17 protein-coding genes are annotated in these 19,571 nt (G+C 70.9%); 11 read left to right on the top strand and 6 right to left on the bottom strand.

Translation table 11 applies throughout. From position 1 onward, the window contains the following. Positions 1-53 precede the first annotated feature (53 nt). Genes OG588_RS10440 through OG588_RS10430 form a run of 3 tightly spaced genes read right to left on the bottom strand, consistent with a single transcriptional unit; the run spans position 54 to position 4,044 of the window. Positions 54-689 (bottom strand): ATP-binding cassette domain-containing protein, encoded by a 636-nt coding sequence (locus OG588_RS10440; protein ID WP_405947040.1) that lies wholly within the window; start codon positions 687-689, stop codon positions 54-56. Continuing rightward, complete coding sequence (locus tag OG588_RS10435) at positions 686-3,559, bottom strand: ABC transporter permease subunit (protein ID WP_405947039.1); 2,874 nt, start codon at positions 3,557-3,559, stop codon at positions 686-688. Before OG588_RS10435 ends, OG588_RS10440 begins: the two co-directional genes overlap by 4 nt. An 8-nt stretch (positions 3,560-3,567) precedes the next feature. After that, on the bottom strand, positions 3,568-4,044 hold the full coding sequence (locus tag OG588_RS10430) for a hypothetical protein (RefSeq protein ID WP_405947038.1): 477 nt from the start codon (positions 4,042-4,044) through the stop codon (positions 3,568-3,570). 122 nt (positions 4,045-4,166) lie between these two features. On the opposite strand from OG588_RS10430, the gene OG588_RS10425 reads away from it, so the two are divergent. From OG588_RS10425 to OG588_RS10410, 4 genes are all read left to right on the top strand, one after another. After that, positions 4,167-4,721, top strand: a complete 555-nt coding sequence (locus tag OG588_RS10425) for a hypothetical protein (RefSeq protein ID WP_405947037.1) — start codon at positions 4,167-4,169, stop codon at positions 4,719-4,721. Then, on the top strand, positions 4,690-5,997 hold the full coding sequence (locus OG588_RS10420) for an ABC transporter substrate-binding protein (RefSeq protein ID WP_405947036.1): 1,308 nt from the start codon (positions 4,690-4,692) through the stop codon (positions 5,995-5,997). Before OG588_RS10425 ends, OG588_RS10420 begins: the two co-directional genes overlap by 32 nt. Positions 5,998-6,011: 14 nt before the next feature. Beyond that, a complete protein-coding gene (locus OG588_RS10415; protein WP_405947035.1) occupies positions 6,012-7,013 on the top strand; it encodes a helix-turn-helix transcriptional regulator in 1,002 nt (333 codons plus the stop codon). Positions 7,014-7,276: 263 nt separating this feature from the next. Then, positions 7,277-7,492 (top strand): I78 family peptidase inhibitor, encoded by a 216-nt coding sequence (locus tag OG588_RS10410; protein WP_026150789.1) that lies wholly within the window; start codon positions 7,277-7,279, stop codon positions 7,490-7,492. A gap of 138 nt (positions 7,493-7,630) precedes the next feature. On the opposite strand, the gene OG588_RS10405 is transcribed toward OG588_RS10410, so the two are convergent. Together OG588_RS10405 and OG588_RS10400 are read right to left on the bottom strand one after the other, a co-directional pair. Further along, complete coding sequence (locus tag OG588_RS10405; protein ID WP_405947034.1) at positions 7,631-8,671, bottom strand: phosphatase PAP2 family protein; 1,041 nt, start codon at positions 8,669-8,671, stop codon at positions 7,631-7,633. 278 nt (positions 8,672-8,949) lie between these two features. Continuing rightward, positions 8,950-10,092, bottom strand: coding sequence for a hypothetical protein (locus OG588_RS10400; protein WP_405947033.1), 1,143 nt, complete (start codon positions 10,090-10,092; stop codon positions 8,950-8,952). Between the two features lie 260 nt (positions 10,093-10,352). Between OG588_RS10400 and OG588_RS10395 the strand changes: the two genes are divergently transcribed. Together OG588_RS10395 and OG588_RS10390 are read left to right on the top strand one after the other, a co-directional pair. Continuing rightward, complete coding sequence (locus OG588_RS10395; protein ID WP_405947032.1) at positions 10,353-11,954, top strand: MFS transporter; 1,602 nt, start codon at positions 10,353-10,355, stop codon at positions 11,952-11,954. A 310-nt stretch (positions 11,955-12,264) separates the two neighbouring features. Next, entirely contained in the window at positions 12,265-13,455 is a 1,191-nt protein-coding gene (locus OG588_RS10390; protein ID WP_405947031.1) for an acyl-CoA dehydrogenase family protein, read from the top strand. Between the two features lie 70 nt (positions 13,456-13,525). Here OG588_RS10390 and OG588_RS10385 read toward each other — a convergent pair whose 3' ends face one another. Beyond that, positions 13,526-13,966: a cell division protein SepF gene (locus tag OG588_RS10385; protein WP_019059292.1), complete on the bottom strand. Its 441-nt coding sequence runs from the start codon at positions 13,964-13,966 to the stop codon at positions 13,526-13,528. Positions 13,967-14,299: 333 nt separating this feature from the next. Between OG588_RS10385 and OG588_RS10380 the strand changes: the two genes are divergently transcribed. From OG588_RS10380 to OG588_RS10360, 5 genes are all read left to right on the top strand, one after another. After that, positions 14,300-15,541, top strand: a complete 1,242-nt coding sequence (locus OG588_RS10380) for a DUF5685 family protein (protein WP_405947030.1) — start codon at positions 14,300-14,302, stop codon at positions 15,539-15,541. Between the two features lie 251 nt (positions 15,542-15,792). Next, positions 15,793-18,060: a nitrate- and nitrite sensing domain-containing protein gene (locus OG588_RS10375; RefSeq protein ID WP_405947029.1), complete on the top strand. Its 2,268-nt coding sequence runs from the start codon at positions 15,793-15,795 to the stop codon at positions 18,058-18,060. Then, positions 18,057-18,485, top strand: coding sequence for a roadblock/LC7 domain-containing protein (locus tag OG588_RS10370; protein WP_405947028.1), 429 nt, complete (start codon positions 18,057-18,059; stop codon positions 18,483-18,485). The genes OG588_RS10375 and OG588_RS10370 overlap by 4 nt, the downstream gene beginning before the upstream one ends. Beyond that, entirely contained in the window at positions 18,482-18,838 is a 357-nt protein-coding gene (locus OG588_RS10365; RefSeq protein ID WP_019059289.1) for a DUF742 domain-containing protein, read from the top strand. The genes OG588_RS10370 and OG588_RS10365 overlap by 4 nt, the downstream gene beginning before the upstream one ends. Beyond that, the gene (locus tag OG588_RS10360) at positions 18,822-19,421 is read left to right on the top strand and encodes an ATP/GTP-binding protein (protein ID WP_019059288.1); all 600 of its coding nucleotides are present in this window, start codon (positions 18,822-18,824) and stop codon (positions 19,419-19,421) included. Before OG588_RS10365 ends, OG588_RS10360 begins: the two co-directional genes overlap by 17 nt. The last annotated feature ends 150 nt before the right edge of the window (positions 19,422-19,571 follow it).

Raw genomic sequence — 19,571 nt, 5'->3', positions numbered from 1 at the left:
GCCGCTCCCGTGCCGCCCCCGCCCGGTCCTCCGACCGGGCGGGGGCGCGCCCGTTACGCGAGTTCGGCCGCCTCGCCGCCGAACACGACCGTCCCGCGCCGCAGTTCGTACACGATCGCCGCCCGGCCGCGCAGCACCGGCGGCAACCGCTGCTCGGCCACGACCACACACGCGTCCAACCCGCCCAGCAGTTCGTACGTGTGCGCCGCGACCGCGGGTGACATGCCCTGCGCCGGTTCGTCCACGAGCACCACGCGCGCGCGTGCCAGCAGGGCCCGGGAGAGGGCGAGCATCCGCTGCTCGCCACCGGAGAGGGTGTCGGCCCGGCGGGGCAGCAGCGGGCGGAGCTGGGGATACGCGTCGAGGGCAACGGCATAGTCCCGCGCGGCGAGTTCGAGGTTCTCGTGCACGGTGAGCGACCCGAACACGGCCCGCCGTTCCGGCACCAGACACAGTCCCCGGCGAGCCCGTTCGTACGCGGGCATACGGGTCACCTCGGCGCCGTCCCACACCACCGCGCCGCCCGACAGCGTGACCGTACCGGCGAGGGCGCGCAGGGCGGTTGTACGGCCGGAGCCGTTGCGGCCCAGCAGCACGGTGAGCCCATGGGCGGGGGCGGCGAGGGTGATGCCGTGGAGCGCTTCGAGGGGGCCGTAGCGCACGCGCGCGTGGCGCAGGGAGATGGTCATGCTGGGGTCTCCTGGGGACCCGGTGCGTCAAGGACGCGATCGGGCGGGCCGGAGGCGACGATGCGACCCGCGGACATCACATGGACCACGTCGGCGAGGTCGGCGACCAGATCGAGGTCGTGCTCCACGACGAGCAGGGCGGTGCCCTCGGCGGCCAGCGCCCTCAACACCAGGGTCAGCGCGGCCACTTCGGCGGTGTCGAGTCCGGCGGCGGGTTCGTCGAGCAGCAGCACACGCGGACTTCCGGCGAACGCCCGCGCCAGCTCCACCCGGCGCAGCGTCCCGGTGGGCAGCCCGGCGGCGGGCAGCGACCGTACCTCCCCGTCGAGCCCGAACAGCCGCAACGCCCGCTCCACGGAACCCGGTTCGGCGACCCGACCCTGCTCGGCACCCACGCGCACGTTCTCGGCGACGGTCAACGAGGGGAACACCGCGAGCTGTTGAAAGGTCCGGGCGATCCCGAGCCGGGTCCGGGCGTGCGCGGGCAGCCGGGTGATGTCCCGCCCGCCGAACCGGACCCGCCCCCGCGCGGGCCGCACGGTCCCGGCCAGACAGTGGAACAGGGTGCTCTTTCCAGCCCCGTTGGGCCCGACCACAGCGGTGACCTGCCCGGCCCGCACGACGAGATCGACTCCGTCGAGCGCGGTGAAACCGCCGTAGCGGGCGTGCAGGGCTTGGGCGGTGAGGACGGGTGGGGTGGGTGTCCGTCCGGGGGCGGGGGCGTGTTTCCACCCGGTGTCGTGCCGGGCCGGGCGCGCAACGTCCGTGTGATCAGCCGGCGTTGCGCTCGCCTGGCCCCGATGCCCGGGCTCGGTGGCGTGTCCCGACCCGGTGTCGGGCTGGGCAGGATGTGCAACACCCGCATGGGCAGGTGTGATTGCGCCCGATCCACCCCGCTGCCCGGCCCCGGCAGCGTGCCCCCGAAGACTCCGCGCCCCAGGCGCTCGCCCCGCGTCGCTCTCCGATTGGCGCACAACACCCGGCCCGGCAGTCTCCGTTGACCCTGCGCGCGCATACACGGGCCGCAGCTTTCTCCGCACTCCCACCCCCAACACCGTGAGCCGCACCCTCTGTTGAGCTCGCGACCGCCCCGCCGCCACCCGCAACGCCTCGTACGGCCCCCCGGGAAACCGCCCCACGCCCACCGCCAACACCCCGATCAGCGCAGCCGCCACCCCGCCACGCGCCCCCGCGTCCAGCCCGACCAGCAGGGCCGCGGCGGCCAGCGCGCCCAGGGTGCTGTCGGCGCCCAGGACGACCACCGCGGCGAACCACAGCAGACCCCGTACGGGGTCGTAGGCCGAGGGGTCGAAGGCGCGTACGCCCATGCCGAGCATGCCGCCGCCGAGGGCGGCCAGGGCGGCGCCCGTGACGAAGGCCAGGAGTTTCAGGGGCGGGACCTGGACGCCCGCCGCGGACGCGCCCTGTTCGTGGTCGCGCAGGGCGGCGAGGGCGCGGCCCGTGCGGCCCCTGCGCAGGGCGTGGGTGGTCAGCAACGCGGCTGCCAGGAGGGTGAGTTCGAGGGCGTAGTAGGCGCGGTCGCCGTCGAAGCCGGACGGGCGGCCGAGCGACAGGCCCGACGTGGCGTACGGCTGGGCGAAGACGAAGCGGCTGACCCCGACGCCGACCGCGAAGGTCGCGAGGGCGAGGGACAGGCCGTGGCGGCTGATCGCGGGCCAGCCGGTCAGCAGGCCCAGGGGAGCCACCAGGAGTACCGCGACCGCGAGTGCGGCCAGTTCGGGGAGGCGGGGGAGGAGCGGGAAGCGGCCCGCCGCCAGCAGCGCCGTGAACAGGGCACCCAGGCCCGCGTACGCCGCCTGCCCCAGCGAGAGCTGACCGCCGCGCCCGGTGACCACCACCAGGGACAGCAACACCACACCCAGCGCCGGGACTTGGACCGACGTGTGCAGGTCCGAGCCCGCGAAGCCGAGGGGGAGGAGGAACAGCACCCCGGCCACGATCCAGGCGCCGGGGGGTGTCGCGACGCGCGCCGTCGTCGTACGGGGGAGGGCGTCCCGGGCGCCGAGGCCGGGCAGTACCAGCGCCGCGACCAACAGGGCGACCACGAACAGGTTCGCGCCCACCGCCTGCACCAACTGCCCACGCCAGCCCGCCGGATGAAGCCGCGTCAACTGGCTCTGCCCGACCCCGATCCCCAGCGCCACCACCACGGCCACCGGCAGGCTCCGCATCCGCGCGGCCACCGCGACCGCCACCACCTCCATGACGAGCAGCGGCAGACCGTACGGGTCCAGGCGCACGTACGGCGCGAGGAGTACGCCCGTCAGGCCCGCTGTGAAGGCCCCGAACGCCCAGCCCGCCGCCGCCACCCGGTCCGCGTCCACGCCGCCCAGGACCGCGAGTTGGCGGTCGTCCACGACGGCCCGCAGCTCCCGCCCGAAACGCGTCCAGCGGATCACCGCCCCGACTCCGGCGGCCAGCACGAGCACCACCGCCAACTGCCCCCAGGGATCGGCCGATACCAACTCCGGCGCGTCGTCCCGCGCCCCCTGCCCCCACACCAGCGCGGCCCCGCCGACCAGCAGCACGAAGACCCCGATGGACGCGACCAGCGTTCGCGCCGGGTCGCCGCCGAGGACCGACAGCGGCCGGAAGACGAACCGTTCCAGCACGACCCCGATACCCGGCGCCAGGAAGAGCAGGGTCACCATCGCGCCCAGCCACAGCGGCCAGCCCCACCCGACCACGCACTGCCGCAGCGCGTACGCGCACACCATCGCGATCGCGCCGTGCGCGAAGTTGAGGACGCCGGTCGCCCGGTACGTCACGATCAGGCCGATCCCGGTGAGCGCGGCGGCGCTGCCGATCGAGAGGCCGGCGAGGGTGAGGTCGTAGGTGAAGGTGGACATCGGGGGCGTCAGTCGTCGGCTTCGGCGGGTTCGCAGATCGGGCAGGGGCTCAGCTCGCCGTTCGCCACCAACTTCGCGTCCACCGGCACCGCTTCGGGCTTCCCGGCGACCAACGGGCAGTCCGCGCGGTGCCACAACGTGCCGCCCGGCACCATCAGCAGGTCTCCGCTGATTGCCATGGGCGCCGCGGCGGTCTGGGCGGACTCCTCGACGTCGTCGGGTTCGGCGGCCACGAGAAGGCCGTACAGCTCCTCCACGCGCGCGGCGGCGAGGGCGCTGCGGCCGTGGGTGAGGAGGACTGCGGCGGCGACGATCAGCGCGGCGCCGGGGATCGTGCAGGAGGCCAGGTAGGGGAGTTGGCGCTCCGCGTAGCGCTCGCCGGAGACGCCGTACCAGCCGATCACGCACAGGACCGCACCGGCGGCGAGCGCGGCCCAGCCGGCCCACAGGGCGGGGTGCACGGTCCGCAGTCGGGCTGTCCGCATTTACGGCCCCCACACGTCGGGTGTCTGTCCATGCCGGCCAATGGCTTGCACTATGCCTTCTGACACCTGACCTGAAAACACCGGGCGAGCACGGCCCGGAACGACACCCGGCGGTGAGCCAGATGGTTCTCGGGAGCGACCTCAGGCGAACGAACACACGGCGGGGACGGGGTACTTCGGCGGCAGCCGCCCTGGTCCTCGTGCTCGGCCCGGCCCTGGCGGCCTGCAGCGACGACAGCGGGGGCGGCGGCAGCGCACCACCGCCCACCCCGTCCGTCGAGCAGCCGACGAGCGCACCGGCGACCGCGCCCGCGGATCCGGCCGCCGCGACGACCCGGATCAAGGCCAACTGGAAGACGTTCTTCGACCCGGCCAGCTCCAGCGCGGACAAACAGGCCGTCCTGGAGAACGGCGAGCAGATGGGCCCGGTCCTGAAGGCCTTCAGCGGCGACAAGCGCGGCGGACAGGTCCAAGCGGACGTCCAGAAGGTCGAGTTCACCTCGGCGACCAAGGCGACCGTGACCTACAGCCTCACCCTGAACGGCGCCACCGCCCTCCCGAACGCCTCCGGGACGAGCGTCGAACAGGACGGCACCTGGAAGGTGTCCGTCAACACCCTGTGCGCACTGGTGGCGTTGAGCGGCGATGCCTCGCAGTCGCCCGGGGCGGACTGCTGAGGCCGCTGCCGCGGTGCTGCTGCTCCTCCTGGGGAGCACGGCCTGCGGCAGCCGCCTCCCGGAGAGCGACTTCGAGCACGGCGACTCCCGTACGCCCGCGCCCAGTAGCGGCACTCCGATCCGGGTCGGCATCATCACCAGCGCGACCAGCCCGGTCGGCGGCGACACCTTCACCGGCCCCCGCGACGGCGCCCAGGCGTACTTCGACCGCCTCAACGCGCGCGGGGGCATCGGCGGGCACCCGGTCCAGGTGCGCCTGTGCGACGACGGCGGCAGCGGTGTCGGCAACAACGCGTGCGTGCACCAACTCGTCGACGGGGCCGATGGGGACGCCGTCGTCGCCCTGGTCGCCACCACCGCCCTGGACTACGCGGGCGCCTCCCGCGTCTCCCACGCGCGCGTGCCCGACATCGGCGGCCAGCCCATCGGGGCCGCCTACGACACGTACCCGCACCTGTACGGCATCTACGGCAGCCTCGCGCCCCGCGCCGGGACTCCGGGCTGGGGCGGGAAGTTGTACGGCGGCACGGAGGTCTACCGGTACTTCAAGCGCGAACAGGGCGCCCGTACCGCCGCCGTCGTGTCGTACAACCAGGCCGCGTCCGCCGCCTACGCCCGCCTCGTCGAGCAGGGGCTGAAGGCCGAGGGGTACAAGGTCGTCTCCGAGCAGGTCGACTTCGCGCTGCCCAACTTCCGCGCCGCGGCAGCCGACTTGAAGCAACAGGGCGCCGACCTCGTCTTCGACGCCATCGACACGCACGGGAACGCCCAGTTGTGCGCGGCGATGGACCAGGTCGGCGCGAAGGTCATCGCCAAGGTGACGAACGTACAGAACTGGACATCCACCGTCCCGGAGGACTACAAAAACTCCCCGCGCTGCCGCAACGCGCTCTGGGCGACCGGGTCCAGCCGGGACTTCGACGACACCTCCCAGGCGGCCGTACGAGAGTTCCGGGACGCGACGAAGGGGCTGAAGACGCATTCCCAGTGGCAGTTGGAGGGGTGGGCGGCCGCGATGTGGTTCACGGACGCGGCGAAGTCGTGTGCGGGAACAGGCATCACACGCGCGTGCGTCGACGGCTTCATGAACCGGAGCGAGAACTACACCGCGGACGGCCTGCTGGTTCCCGTGTCCTTCGAGAGGCTTGCCAAGCCGCCGACGACACGCAGGACGTGCCTGTCGGTGGCCCGCTGGCAGGACGGCAAGGGGTGGGTCTCCCAAGGGGACATGAACGGCACCTGTTTCGATGTGCCGCAACTCCCGTACAGCCCTTGATACAGACTTCGACCATGTTGGAGACCTCGGCACGACTCCTGCGCCTGCTCTCGCTGCTCCAGGCCCACCGCGAGTGGTCCGGCGCCGACCTGGCCGACCGGCTCGGGGTCACCCCGCGGACGGTGCGCCGGGACGTGGACCGGCTACGGGAACTGGGGTATCCCGTCAACGCGAGTCCCGGCACGGGTGGCGGCTACCAGCTGGGCGCGGGCGCCGAGTTGCCGCCGCTGCTGCTGGACGACGACGAGGCGGTCGCCGTGGCGGTCGGGCTGCGTACCGCCGCCGGGCAGGGCATCGAGGGCATCGGCGAGACCTCCGTACGCGCCCTCACCAAGCTCGAACAGGTGCTGCCGAACCGGCTGCGCCGCCGGGTGGGCGCCCTCAACGCGTTCACCGTGCCGATGCTGCACAACACGCTGCCGTCCGCCGTCGACCCGGCCGTGCTGACCGAGCTGGCCGCCCTGTGCCGGGACGCCGAGCGACTGCGCTTCGACTACGAGAGCCACGACAGCACGCCCACTCGCCGCCGCGTCGAACCGCACCGCCTGGTGTGCACCGAGCGCCGCTGGTATCTGGTCGCCTGGGACCTGGACCGCGAGGACTGGCGCACCTTCCGCGTCGACCGCGTCACGCCCCGGCCACCGCACGGGCCGCGCTTCACCCCGCGCACACCACCGGCCGAGGACCTCGCCGCGTACGTCTCGAAAGGGGTCTCCACGCGCGCGTACGCCTCGCACGCCGTCGTACGGCTGCTCGTCCCCCTCCAGGAGGCCGCCGAGCGGATCTCACCGTCCGCCGGGACGCTGGAGGCCGACGGACCGGACGCCTGTCTGCTGCGGACCGGGGCCCCGAACCTCGACCTGATGGTGATCCACGTGATGATGATGGGCTTCGACTTCGAGGTCCTGGAGCCCGCCGGGCTGACCGAGAACATCAGGACGGCCCGGGACCGGCTGTCCCGGGCGCTGGACCGGCACGGCCGGGGAGCCGACGGCGGTTCTGTGCTCAAACGGTGAAACTCTTATGCGGCGTCAGCTTCCGCCGTACGGCACGGAATCGGAAAGGAATGGGGCGCCCGGCCGGTTCTCGCGGCACCTTTCCGTTGGGCTATTCGGTGAGCCGGACCGACAGGCGGGAATTACGTTCGAATGCCTGCGGAAGACGTACGGAACCGCTCATATGTGTGAGGGATGCAGCACAAAACACACGTCCTGATCCTGTGACAGAAGTGTGACCGGAGAGGGACGGAGAGAGGAGAAGAGGGGCTAGCGTGGCGGGCATGGCATCCATTCCGACTCCACCGGCAGAGCCCCAGGACAGTCCGAACAGCTATGTGGGCCTCGACGGGACAGAGGCCGAGCGGCTCGCGCGGGAGCGCGGCTGGTCGAGCGTGCGGTCGCTGCCGCCGGGGGCGATCATCACCATGGAGTTCCGCGTGGGACGGCTCAACTTCGAGGTCGAGAACGGCACGGTGACGCGCGCCTGGAAGGGCTGAGCGCACACGTCGGGCGTACGTGTTCGGCGCACGCATTGAGCGCAGATGCGACGAAGGCCCCGGTTCCGCTGGAGGAACGGGGGCCTTCTTGATGCGCGGGGAGGGTTGTGCGTACCGGCCCCGCGGTCCGGGGCGGGGTCAGCCGCCCGTCGCCGGACGGGCGGCGGCCGTGGCCGGGGTGGTGCCGCGCGCCACGCGGTCCGGGTGCGGCGGACGGCGGCTGCCGATCGGGGTGACCGGGGTGCGCTCCGAGCGGGTCGTGTGCGGGCCCGGGGCGAGATGGGCGGGCGGCCGGGCCGAGCGGCTCGCGGTGACCGTCTCGCGGGCCGCCGGGACCTCGTCGCCCGAGGAGGCGCGCGGCTTGAGCAGTACCGGTGCGGTGACCGGCGAGGCGGGCGCGGGGGCGGGTGCCGTACGGCCGCGACGGGCGCGCCAGCGGTCGCGCAGGTCGAAGATCCGGGTCTCGGCCAGGGCGATCAGCGGCTCGCACCAGGGGAGGGCGAGCAGGACCAGCAGACCGGCGGCCCAGCCGAGCAGGACGTCGCTCAGCCAGTGCGTACCGAGGTAGACGGTGGCGAGACCGACGCCGAGGGAGGTCACCGCGGAGGCGGCGGACAGCCAGCGGCGGGCGGCCGGCGTGGAGGCCAGATAAGCCAGAATTCCCCAGGTCACGACCGCGTTGGCGGTGTGGCCGCTGGGGAATATATCGCCGCCGAGGCCCATCTCGTTCGAGCCGATGACGGTGGCGTAGTGCGGGCCGAGGCGGCCCATGCCGAGCTTCGCGGCGCCGACCGTGATGTTCAGCAGCAGCAGCAAGGTGCCCAGGGTCAGCAGCGGGCGCAGCGTGTGCTGCCGCCAGGAGCGCCAGCCCAGCCAGGCCGCGACCATCACCGCGGTCGGGCCGCGCTGGCCCAGGACCACGTAGTAGTCGACGAACCAGTGGATGCCGGCCCACTGCTGGTACGGCCGGAAGAACATGACCTGCCAGTCGAACCGGACCAGCCAGGACGTGGTCACGACGAGCCACACGATGGCCAGATAGAAGGCCAGGGTCGCCGCAAAGAGCACGACCCTGTGCCGGCTCATCTTCGGCACATCGATGTTGGCCGGCCGTTCAGGTTCACGGTCCAGCCTCGCGAACACCCGGTCCAGACGGGTGAGGTTTCCTTCGGTACGCACCCAATCGACGTTACAGCGAGTGAGTGTGGATCCCCGTCGAATCAGCGGCTTTGTGATGACGATGTGATGTGGGAAAGCTCTCAGCGGCGGGTTTATTTCCGAGGATTCCGCAATCTCGGTCGGCTCCGTCCTTCAATTCCTTTGATCATGCCGGGTCGAGTTTTATGGCCCTTATGAATTAGTTCACCAAATCCTGGGGTGAAATTGGCCGGGCGCTCATGGAGCGTGACGAGTGGATCATGGGGCACGCCGAGTGGATCATGGGCGTGCTGAGTGGATCACGGCGGGCCGGATCCGTTCAGCCAGAACGCCCCGTACACGGCCGATGCCACCGCGACACCGCCCACCACCCACGCTGACCTGGAGGTACGCAGCCGCGCCAGGGCGAGTGCGAGGGGGAGGAGCAGGGGGAAGGCGGGCATCAGCAGGCGCGGTTTCGAGCCGAAGTAGCTCGACGCGCACAGCGCGAGCGCGGTGACGACCCCCGTGTACACCAGGAGGGGCAGCGGCTGCCCCTGCCGGACGCCCACGACGTACAGCCAGAGCACCAGCCCGACCCCGACGATCAGCCCCACCCCGGCCAGGGCCGAGGGGAACGACGTGAACTTGTCGCCGACGAAACGGGCGAAGGCGGCGCCCCCGTCGAAACCGTTGCGCCAGCCCGCCTGCACGTCCAGATAGCCGAACGGTCCTTTGCCGGTGCGGTGTCCGACCCACAGGACGTACCCGGCGGCGCCCAAGGGCGCGAGCGCCATCCCGAGGGCGCGCGGCCAGACTCGCGCGCTGGGCGCGGGCGCCGTGCTGCGGTCCCGCACGAAAGAGGCGATACCGGCGACCCACACCGCGGCCACCACGGCGAGCCCCACGGGCCGGGTGAGACCGGCGAACAGAGCGAGGGCGCCCGCGGTCACCCAGCGGCCGGTCAGGACGGCGTACAGGGACCAGGCGGCGAGCGCGGTGAAGAGCGACTCGCTGTACGCCATCGACTGCACGATCCCGACGGGGAGTACGGCCCACAGCAGTACGGCACACACGCCCACGCGACGGCCGTGGACATGCTCCACGACCGCGAAGATCCCCCAGGCCGCAGCCGGCGAGGCGAGCACGCTCACCACGAGACCGCCGTCGGCGTACGACAGCGGGGAAATCGCGTGTATGAGCCTTTCCAGCCAGGGCAGCAGGGGGAAGAAGGCGAGGTTCGAGTGGACGTCGCCGTTCGGGAGGCGGACCTCGTAGCCGTAACCGAGGTCGGCGACCCGGGTGTACCAGAGGGCGTCCCACCGCGCCGTCAGCAAGGTGTGGGCGCTCTTGCCGCGCGCCGCGCTCCACACCGCGAGCACCACCAGGCCCAGGGCGCGGACGGCGGCGTACCCGAGGAGGGCCGGGGCCGCCCGGCGGAGAGGTGCTGCAAGATCGGTCACGGACCTGATTATCGAGGGCGGGCGGAACCGGCAGGCCCGGCGGGGCGTGGTCCACAGAAGGGTGAGTGGTGTACGCCACACGTGTTCTCCGGAGAGTGTGAGAGGTCCGCCACGTGGCATTGGCGTGAACTCGCGTACTCTGACGGCTCACTCGCCTTCGTTGCGCGGGTCGGAGACACCGCTCCTCTCCGGCCGCAGTCACGGGGAGTCCCCACCCCGTGAGCCCCGCCGAACGCGAGGGAACATCTGGGAGGTAGTACATGTCCGGGACGACCATGGCTGCCGCAGCGCTGCGCCGTCGGGCGGCCGGGGCCGGTGCCAACCGCTGGGTCGTCCTCGTCGTCCTCTGCGTCAGCCTGCTGCTCGTCGCGCTCGACGCCACCGTGCTCCATGTCGCGGTGCCCGCCGTCACCGAGGACCTCAAGCCCGGCGCGATAGAGCTGCTCTGGATCGTCGACGTCTATCCGCTGGTCTGCGCCTCGCTCCTCATCCTCTTCGGCACGCTCGGCGACCGAGTGGGCCGCAGGCGCATCCTGCTCCTCGGCTACGGCCTCTTCGGCGTCGCCTCCGGTCTCGCGGCCCTCGCCCATGACGCCCAGGTCCTGATCCTCGCGCGGGCGCTGCTCGGCGTCGGCGGCGCGATGATCATGCCCGCCACGCTCTCGATCCTCCGCCAGGTCTTCCCCGACCGGCGTGAGCGGGCGGTGGCGATCGGCGTGTGGAGCGCGGTGGCGGCGGTGGGCGCGGCGGTGGGTCCGCTGCTCGGCGGTTTCCTTCTCGAACACTTCTGGTGGGGCTCGGTCTTCCTCGTCAACATCCCCCTGATGCTGATCAGCCTGCCGATCGGCCGGCTCCTGCTGCCCGAGTCCCGCGGCGACCGCAACGGCCCGTGGGACGTCGTCGGCGCGCTCATGGCCGCGGGCGGTCTCTTCGGCGTCGTCTTCGGCGTGAAGCGGCTCGGTGGCGGGGAGCCGGTGGAGAGCGGGTGGACGGTGGCTCCGCTGCTCGTGGGCGCGGTGCTGCTGGTTCTTTTCGTACGACGGCAACGGCGCCGTACGCATCCGCTGGTGGACCTGAAGATGTTCCGCAGGCCGGCGTTCAGCACGTCCGTGGGCTGCATCGTGCTGGCGATGCTGGCACTGGTCGGCCTGGAGCTGATCGCGGCGCAGTACCTGCAACTGGTGCTGGGCCTGTCGCCCCTCCAGACAGGTCTACGACTCCTGCCGCTGACGTTCGCGGCGATGGCGGCGGGGTTGTTCGGGGCGCGGATGCTCCGGCGGTTCGGGCCGCGCCGGATGGTGTGCTTCGGGTTCTGCCTGACCGCGTTCTCGGTGCTGACGCTGACCGCGATGGGCGAGCGGGACGACACCGGGCTGCTGCTCTTCGGGTTCCTGTTGCTCGGGTTCGGGCTGGAGATGACGCTCTTCGGGGCGTACGAGTCGATGCTGAGCGAGGCGCCGCCGGCGCAGGCGGGTGGCGCTGCGGCCATAGGCGAGACCTCGTACCAACTCGGCGCGGGTATCGGCATCGCGCTCCTCGGAAGCGTGATGAACGCGGCGTACGCGCCCGGGTTGTCGTCCGTTCCCGGTGTACCGGCGTCCGCGTCGGCCTCGGCGGGGCATTCGCTGGGCGAGGCGTACGACGTTGCCGGGCGGCTGGGAGGGGAGCGTGGAGCGGCCCTGCGCGAGGCGGCTCGGCACGCTTTCGTGCACGGGCTGCATGTCACGTTGCTTGTCAGCGCGGGGTTGCTGTTGCTGGGGGCAGTGATGGCATTGCGGTTGCCCCGAGTGATGCAGTGCGAGGCACCTCTGGCCACGGTCCCTGCCCCCAGGGAAGTAGCAGACTCCCGCATCTCAGCCTGACCAAAGACGTTCTCCCACCCACGCACCACCCGTTTACGGGCAACTGAGGGGTGGACGCGTCTTGTGGGGGTGCTTCGCCGTTGGCGGCTGCGGGCTGCGGGGGCTCGGACGTGGTTGTGGTCGTGGGCGCGGTCGCCCGCGGCGTTCCGCCCCCGCCGGAGACGGTCACCTTTTGGATGCCCGTAAACGGGTGGGCGGGTGGGCGGGTGGGAGAGGCTTGTGGCTGTGCTGGACGTGCCCGAGCTGTCGTCGTAACGTCGAGCCCGTTGTCGTAACTAGCGGTGATAGTTTTAGTACCGGAGGCTCTGTCATGGCTGCGTCCCCGAAGTTGCCCCCCTTCGACCCCGCCGATCCCCTCGGCATCGACGATCTGCTCGACCCCGAGGACCTCGCGATCCGGGACACCGTTCGTACGTGGGCTGCCGACCGGGTGCTGCCGTACGTCGCGGAGTGGTACGAGAAGGGGGAGTTGCCCGGGATCCGGGAGCTCGCTCGCGAACTTGGTGGCATCGGGGCGCTCGGGATGTCGCTCGACGGGTACGGGTGTGCCGGCGCCTCCGCCGTTCAATACGGGCTCGCCTGCCTGGAGTTGGAGGCCGCCGACTCCGGGATCAGGTCGCTCGTGTCGGTGCAGGGGTCCCTCGCCATGTACGCCATTCATCGCTTCGGGAGTGAGGAGCAGAAGCAGGCGTGGTTGCCGCGTATGGCCTCCGGTGACGTCATCGGCTGCTTCGGGCTCACCGAACCCGACCACGGTTCCGATCCCGGCGCCATGCGCACCTACGCCAAGCGCGACGGCGGCGACTGGGTGCTCAACGGGCGGAAGATGTGGATCACCAACGGGTCGGTGGCCGGCGTCGCCGTCGTATGGGCGCAGACCGATGACGGGATCCGGGGGTTCGTCGTACCGACGGACGTATCCGGCTTCTCCGCGCCCGAGATCAAGCACAAATGGTCACTCCGCGCATCCGTCACCAGCGAACTCGTCCTCGACGACGTGCGGTTGCCCGCTGACGCGGTGTTGCCGGAGGTCGTGGGGCTGAAGGGGCCGCTCGGCTGTTTGTCGCACGCTCGTTACGGAATCGTGTGGGGTGCGATGGGCGCGGCGCGCGCTTCCTTCGAGTCCGCGGTCGCGTACGCGAAGACGCGGGAGCAGTTCGGGCGGCCCATCGGCGGCTTCCAGCTCACCCAGGCCAAGCTCGCCGACATGGCGGTCGAACTGCACAAGGGGATTCTGCTCGCCCACCATCTGGGGCGGCGCATGGACGCCGGGCGCCTGCGTCCCGAGCAGGTCAGCTTCGGCAAGCTGAACAACGTACGGGAGGCCATCGAGATCTGCCGTACGGCACGGACGATCCTCGGTGCCAACGGGATCTCACTGGAGTACCCCGTGATGCGGCACGCGACGAACCTGGAGTCGGTGCTCACGTACGAGGGCACCGTCGAGATGCACCAGCTGGTGCTGGGCAAGGCGCTCACCGGACTCGACGCCTTCCGGTAGGAAGTACCGACAGGAAGTCCCGAAGCCCTGTTCAACCCTGCGGGAGGCAGGGCCGGTAAGCGGCCCTGCCTCAGCTCTGGTTGAAGAAACCGTCCTCACGGCGCACGGCGGGGTCGCCGCTGACGATCTCCGTGTTGGCGGGGGTCAGCAGGAAGACTCGGTTCGCGACCCGCTCGATCGTGCCGCGCAGGCCGAAGGTGAGACCGGCGGCGAAGTCGACCACGCGCTTGGCGTCGGTCGCCTCCATCGCCGTGAGGTTCACGATCACCGGAACCCCTTCCCGGAAGAGCTCACCGATGGCGCGGGCGTCCCGGAAGCTGTCCGGGGTGACCGTGCCGATCCGTCGGCCCTTCACCTCGGCGACGTCCTCGGCCACCTTCACTCTCGGATCCGTGACCCAGGCATCCCCGGGCTGCTCGGTCCCTTCGGAGTAGTCGTCGTCGTAATAACGCTCGTCATCGTTGTCGTCAACGAGCCCAAGCCAGGCACTCGCCTTGCGTACCGATCCCATGGACGCCTCCTCTCACAGCGGTCTTACTTGCTTTCCACATCCCTATGGTCATCCATGATGCGGATCGCGCGCCAAGTGGATAGACGCCGCGCGGGGGGTTTGTGACGCTACTGGTGCACAGCCAATACGTCGAGAGCCCCTGTGTATCAAGGGTGTTGCTGGACAGGGCTGCTGACTGGGAGTGAAATATGATTCTTCGCGGCGTCCGGGTGATGGCTGGTGCGTACGGGTGAACGGGGTGGTCGATGCGATGCGGCTGCTCAACGCCCGGTCAGCTGCCCTGTCGATCTCCAGATGCCCAGTCAGATGTCGTTCACGCCACGGGGGGTTGTCGTGTTCGGAATGGTCCGGCCTTGCAGTCATCGGCTCGGTGAGAACCTCAAGTCCCAGTGGATGGCGCATTTGTGCGGGCTGTGTCTCGCGCTGCGCGGGGACCACGGGCAGTTCGCGAGGATTGTCACGAACTACGACGGTCTGCTCCTCTCGGTCCTGACGGAGGCTCAGGTCGAGCGGGCGGGTGGCGGATGGCGTCGTACGGCCGGGCCCTGCCCCCTGCGCGGGATGCGGACCGCGTCCGTCGCGCAGGGCGAGGGGGCGCGGCTCGCGGCGGCCGTATCGCTGGTGCTCGCCTCCGCCAAGGTGCGTGACCATGTCGCCGACCGGGACGGGCTGCTGGCCCGCAGGCCGGTGGCGCTGGCCGCGCGGCGGGTCGCCGGGAGCTGGGGGCGGGCCGGGGCACGCACAGGTTCCGCTGTCGGGTTCGACGCCGGTGTCCTCGTCGACGCCGTGGACCGGCAACTCGGCATCGAGACGCTCGCCGGGCCCGGTACGCCGATCCTCACCGTCACCGAACCGACCGAGACCGCCACCGCCGCCGCCTTCGCGCACACCGCGCTCCTGGCCGGACGGCCCGGCAACGCCGTACCGCTCGCCGAGGCCGGACGCCTCTTCGGGCGGCTCGCGCATCTCCTGGACGCCGTGGAGGACAGGGAGGCGGATGCGGCGGCCGGTGCTTGGAATCCCCTCACCGCGACCGGCACCCCGCTCACCGAGGCCCGGCGGCTCGCCGACGACGCGCTGCACGGGATTCGGCTCGCGCTGCGGGAGATGGCCTGGGGGTCTGGGGTCTCCCCAGAAAGGCACAGCACCGACGGCAAGCTGGCGCATCTGCTCCTCGCGCACGAACTGGGCCGCTCGGTGGACCGTGCCTTCGGTACCCAGTCCTGCGGGCACGGGACCGGGGCCCGGGCCGGGGTCGAGCACGGGCACGGGCATGTGCCAGAGCCGCAGGGTGCCTTCGGGCCGCCGCGGACTCCGTACCTGCCGGGCGATCCGCGGCACGACGGCAATCCCTACGGCGGTGAGCCCCCGCGGCCCGACAGGCGCGGTTTCTGGGCCGGGTGCGCTGTCGCCCTCGGGCTGTGCTGCACCTGCAAGGTGTGCTGCGCCGACGAGTTCGAGGGGCCGTGGTCGGGGCGGCGGCGCGAGGGGTGCTGTTCCAGCTGTGATTGCTCGTGCTGCGACGCGTGCGAATGCTGCGAATGTTGTGAATGTCTGTCGTGTTGCGACTGCTGAATATGCCAAGCGTCGTGATCTGTTGACCGTGGCGGGTCGTCACTGCCGTTGTATACGCGGCACTTGGGGATCATGGATGACCTGCGAGGTCGGACCGTCCCTGTTTCAGGGTGGTAAAACAAAAACATGATCCGGTGACCGGTGTGCCGTGCGTGTCGTTGGGCGGGAGCAGAACCATTTCTGCCCCAGGTTCGATCCCTGATCGAGCCTGATCGAACCCGATCAACTCGCCACCCACTTAAGGCACTTCAGTGGACGTCACAACAAAAGCGACCACCAGCATCCGCACCAGGCTGCTGAGGATTCTGATCCTCGCCCTCGTGGTCCTGCTCGCCCTGCTCGGTATCGCGGCCGCCGACCAGATCTCCGCCTATCGCAACGCCTCCGCGACCGCCGACAGCGCCCGCCTGGAAATCACCCTCCAGGGACTCGTCCACGAACTGCAGAAGGAGCGCGGACTCACCACCGGATACGTCGGCGGCGTCAAGCAGTTCAGCGCCAAGTTGCCCACGCAGCGCAAGGCGACCGACGCCGCGCGCCAGCAGCTGGACGTGGCCCTGAAGGGGCGTGAGGACTCCGCCGCCGGTTCCGTGCGCGAGTCCCTCGGCCGGCTCGACGGGCTCGCCGGGATCCGCAAGGGCGCCGACGACGGCAGCGGCGTGGTGAAGGACACCTTCGACTACTTCACCAACACCATCACCGTCCTCGACCGGCTCGACCTCGGCCTCGAAGACGTCCACGACGGCAAGCTGCGCGACGCCTACCAGGCACTCCAAGTCCTCGGCAACGCAAAGGAGTTCACCGGCGAGGAACGCGCCATCGTGCTCGGCTCGGTACGCGCCGGGAAGTTCCGCGGCGACGACTACAGCCGGTTCATGGAGATCCGCGCCGGACGCCTCGCCGCCCTCGACGCCTTCCCGCGGTCGGCCACCGCCGTCCAGGAACGGCGCCTGAACACCGCCCTGACCACGCCCGACGCCGAGCGCGCGCTGGCGTACGAGAGCAAGGCGGTGCACGGCACCGGGAAGCTGAAGGCGAGCGCGATCCCGCCCATGGCCTGGTGGGACGCCATGACCTCCACCATCAACGGGATGCGGAACGTCCAGATCACCCTCGGCACCGATGTCGAGAACAGGGCTGCCCAGTTGGAGAGTTCGGCCCAGCGCGACCTGCTGCTGTTCCTGCTGCTCGCCCTCGCCACGGTCGTCGCGCTCGGCGCGCTGGCCCTCGACTGCGTACGGTCCGTCTCCTCGCCGCTCGTCGAACTCGCCCGGCAGGCACGGGAGGTGGCCGGGAGCCGGCTGCCGCAGGCCGTGGCCGCCGTACAGGACGGGTCGTCCGGGGCGGCGCCGCAGCCGCCCGCTGCGCTGGCCGTCGCCGACCGGGCCGGGGCCGAAGTGCGGGAGGTGGCCGACGCGTTCGACCGGGTGCAGCGGTCCGCCTTCGAACTCGCCACCGAACAGGCCGTGTTGCGGCGCAATGCCACCGACTCGCTGGTGAGCCTGGGGCGTCGCAACCAGAACCTGGTGCGCCGTCAGATCAGCTTCATCAACAAGCTGGAGCACGAGGACGCCGACCCCGCGACCCTCGCCAATCTCTTCGAACTCGACCACTTGGCCACCCGTATGCGCCGCAACGCCGAAAGCCTTCTCGTGCTCGCCGGGGAGTCCAGCCCCCGTCCCTGGTCCACGCCGCTGGCCGTCAACGACGTGCTGCGCGCCGCGCTGTCCGAGGTCGAGGAGTACCGCCGGGTCACCCTGCGCCGGATCGAGCCCGCGTTCGTCACCGGCTCGGTCGTGGTCGAAATTGCCCATCTGCTCGCCGAGTTGGTGGAGAACGCGCTGAGCTTCTCGCCGCCGGACTCCGACGTGGAGATCGAGGGGCGGCGTACCAGCGCCGGCTATCTGGTCGCGATCGTCGATCACGGCTTCGGCATGGACAACCAGGCCCTCGCCGAGGCCAACGTACGACTGTCCGGCACCGCCAGCTTCATGGCCGAACCCACCCGGTTCCTGGGCCACTTCGTAGTCGGCGCGCTCGCCCGCAAGTGCGGCATCGAGGTACGGCTCGGCGAGGCACCGGCGGCCGGTGTGGTCGCCCGGGTGCTGATCCCCGCGGGGCTGTTGACGGAGGCCCCACAGGGCAAGGCCGCGGACAAGCCGGTGCTGCCTGCGCCGCGCAACGAGGAGGACGCCGTGGAGCCGGTGACCGTCACGGCCGGGTCGAAGCCCGCCGTCGAGAGCAAGGCCTCCGGCTCCAAGGGCGGCACCTCCGCATCCCGTACCCGCAACGGACTCGTCAAGCGGCCCCAGCGCAGCGCGATCTCGGAGGCCGTCACCGAGACGGACCGGCCCAGCCGCCCGGCGCCCACCGGACCGACCACCGACCGCAGCCCCGAGGAAGTCTCCGGAATGCTCTCCACTCTGCGCAGCGCCCACATGCGCGGCGGCATCAGCGTGGAGAAGGAGAAGGAGAAGGCCAAGAAGGCCGCCGAACAGAACGAGGGTGCCGCCAAGTGACCACCGTCGACACCCCGCGCGACTCGCAGACCTTCAACTGGCTGCTCGCCAACTTCGTCAAGAGCACCGACGGCGTACGCGACGCGGTCGCCGTCTCCTCCGACGGGCTGCTGATCGCCGTGTCGGACGGGCTCGGGCGGACCGAGGCCGACCATCTCGCCGCGATCGTCTCGGGGTTGAGCAGCCTGGCGCGCAGCGCGTCCAAGCGGTACAGCTTCGACGGGGTCAAGCTCATCATGATCGAGATGGGCCGGGGTTTCCTGCTCGTCTCGGCGATCCGGGACGGCAGCTGTCTCGGCGTCCTCGCCGACAGCAGCGGTGAACTGGGCCTCGTCGGCTACGAGATGGCGGTGCTCGCGGAGCGGGCGGGTGATCTGCTCACCCCGACGCTCATCGCCGATCTACGGCAGGCGTTGCCACGGTGAACGGTGAACAGCCCAGGGACGTAGAACCTGACGAGGACGCGACGTTCGTCCGGCCGTTCATCATCACCGGCGGCCGGTCCGAGCCTCTCCAGGCCGATCTGCGGCTGGAGACGCTGGTCGTCGCCGTCGGCGTGCCGGATCCGTCGCTCACGTTCGAGCGGCGCCACATCGTCGCGGTGTGCGAACAGCCGACGACCGTCGCCGAGGTGGCGCACCGGGTCGGCGTACCCCTCGGAGTGGCCAAGGTGCTCATCTCCGACCTCGTCGTCGCCGGGCAACTCGCCTGTCGGCAACCCGCGGAGCTGCCGCTCCCGATGCTCGAAAGGATCAGGGACCATGTCCGGGCGCTCTGACAAGATCGTGCCGCTGGCCGTGAAGATCGTGGTCAGCGGCGGCCTCGGGGTCGGCAAGACCACGTTCATCGGGGCCATTTCGGAGATCGAACCCCTCGACACGGAGGCGGCGATCACCGAAGTCTCCGTCGGCGTCGACTCGTTGGTGGGGGTCGAGGCGAAGACCACCACGACCGTCGCCCTCGACTTCGGGCGGATCACGCTCGACCCGACGATCGCGCTGTATCTGTTCGGGACGCCCGGGCAGGACCGGTTCTCCTTCCTCTGGGACGACCTGGTGGAGGGCGCGCTCGGCACGGTGGTCCTCGTGGACACCCGGCGGATCGAGGACTGTTTCCCGGCGGTCGACTACTTCGAGTCGCAGGGCGCGCCGTTCGTTCTCGCGGTGAACCGCTTCGACGGCGCGGACCGGTTCGACGTGGACGAGGTCCGGGAGGCGCTCGGGCTGGGTGCGGATGTGCCCGTGCTGGAGTGCGACGCGCGGAACCGCGATTCCGTACGGGACGTGCTGGGGGCGCTGATGGACCGGGTGATCGGGGTCCGGGCGGCACCACGACGGCGTACGGCCGCCCTGACGCGGTAGGCGTGGTGGAGGAAGTGCGGACGGAACCCGAGGGGAGGGGTGTGTGAAGGCGGAACGGGTGGAGCGGGAGAACACGTGAAGCGCACGGCCAGAGGGAGATTCAGGCGACCGGGACGCGCAGTGGGTCAGCTCAACAGGAAGAGGACCACA

Source organism: Streptomyces prunicolor, assembly GCF_045162825.1.
Taxonomy (GTDB): Bacteria; Actinomycetota; Actinomycetes; order Streptomycetales; family Streptomycetaceae; genus Streptomyces; species Streptomyces prunicolor.
Note: the sequence above shows the minus strand (reverse complement) of the source record. Positions and strands in the feature narration are given on the sequence as shown.

Excerpts from the sequence above, each read along its gene's own strand:
- OG588_RS10435 (WP_405947039.1), bottom strand. The coding sequence starts at position 3,559 with ATGTCCACCTTCACCTACGACCTCACCCTCGCCGGCCTCTCGATCGGC.
- OG588_RS10395 (WP_405947032.1), top strand. The coding sequence starts at position 10,353 with ATGTCCGGGACGACCATGGCTGCCGCAGCGCTGCGCCGTCGGGCGGCC.
- OG588_RS10420 (WP_405947036.1), top strand. The coding sequence starts at position 4,690 with ATGCCTCGCAGTCGCCCGGGGCGGACTGCTGAGGCCGCTGCCGCGGTG.
- OG588_RS10430 (WP_405947038.1), bottom strand. The coding sequence starts at position 4,044 with ATGCGGACAGCCCGACTGCGGACCGTGCACCCCGCCCTGTGGGCCGGC.
- OG588_RS10385 (WP_019059292.1), bottom strand. The coding sequence starts at position 13,966 with ATGGGATCGGTACGCAAGGCGAGTGCCTGGCTTGGGCTCGTTGACGAC.
- OG588_RS10410 (WP_026150789.1), top strand. The coding sequence starts at position 7,277 with ATGGCATCCATTCCGACTCCACCGGCAGAGCCCCAGGACAGTCCGAAC.
- OG588_RS10440 (WP_405947040.1), bottom strand. The coding sequence starts at position 689 with ATGACCATCTCCCTGCGCCACGCGCGCGTGCGCTACGGCCCCCTCGAA.
- OG588_RS10360 (WP_019059288.1), top strand. The coding sequence starts at position 18,822 with ATGTCCGGGCGCTCTGACAAGATCGTGCCGCTGGCCGTGAAGATCGTG.
- OG588_RS10390 (WP_405947031.1), top strand. The coding sequence starts at position 12,265 with ATGGCTGCGTCCCCGAAGTTGCCCCCCTTCGACCCCGCCGATCCCCTC.
- OG588_RS10425 (WP_405947037.1), top strand. The coding sequence starts at position 4,167 with ATGGTTCTCGGGAGCGACCTCAGGCGAACGAACACACGGCGGGGACGG.
- OG588_RS10415 (WP_405947035.1), top strand. The coding sequence starts at position 6,012 with ATGTTGGAGACCTCGGCACGACTCCTGCGCCTGCTCTCGCTGCTCCAG.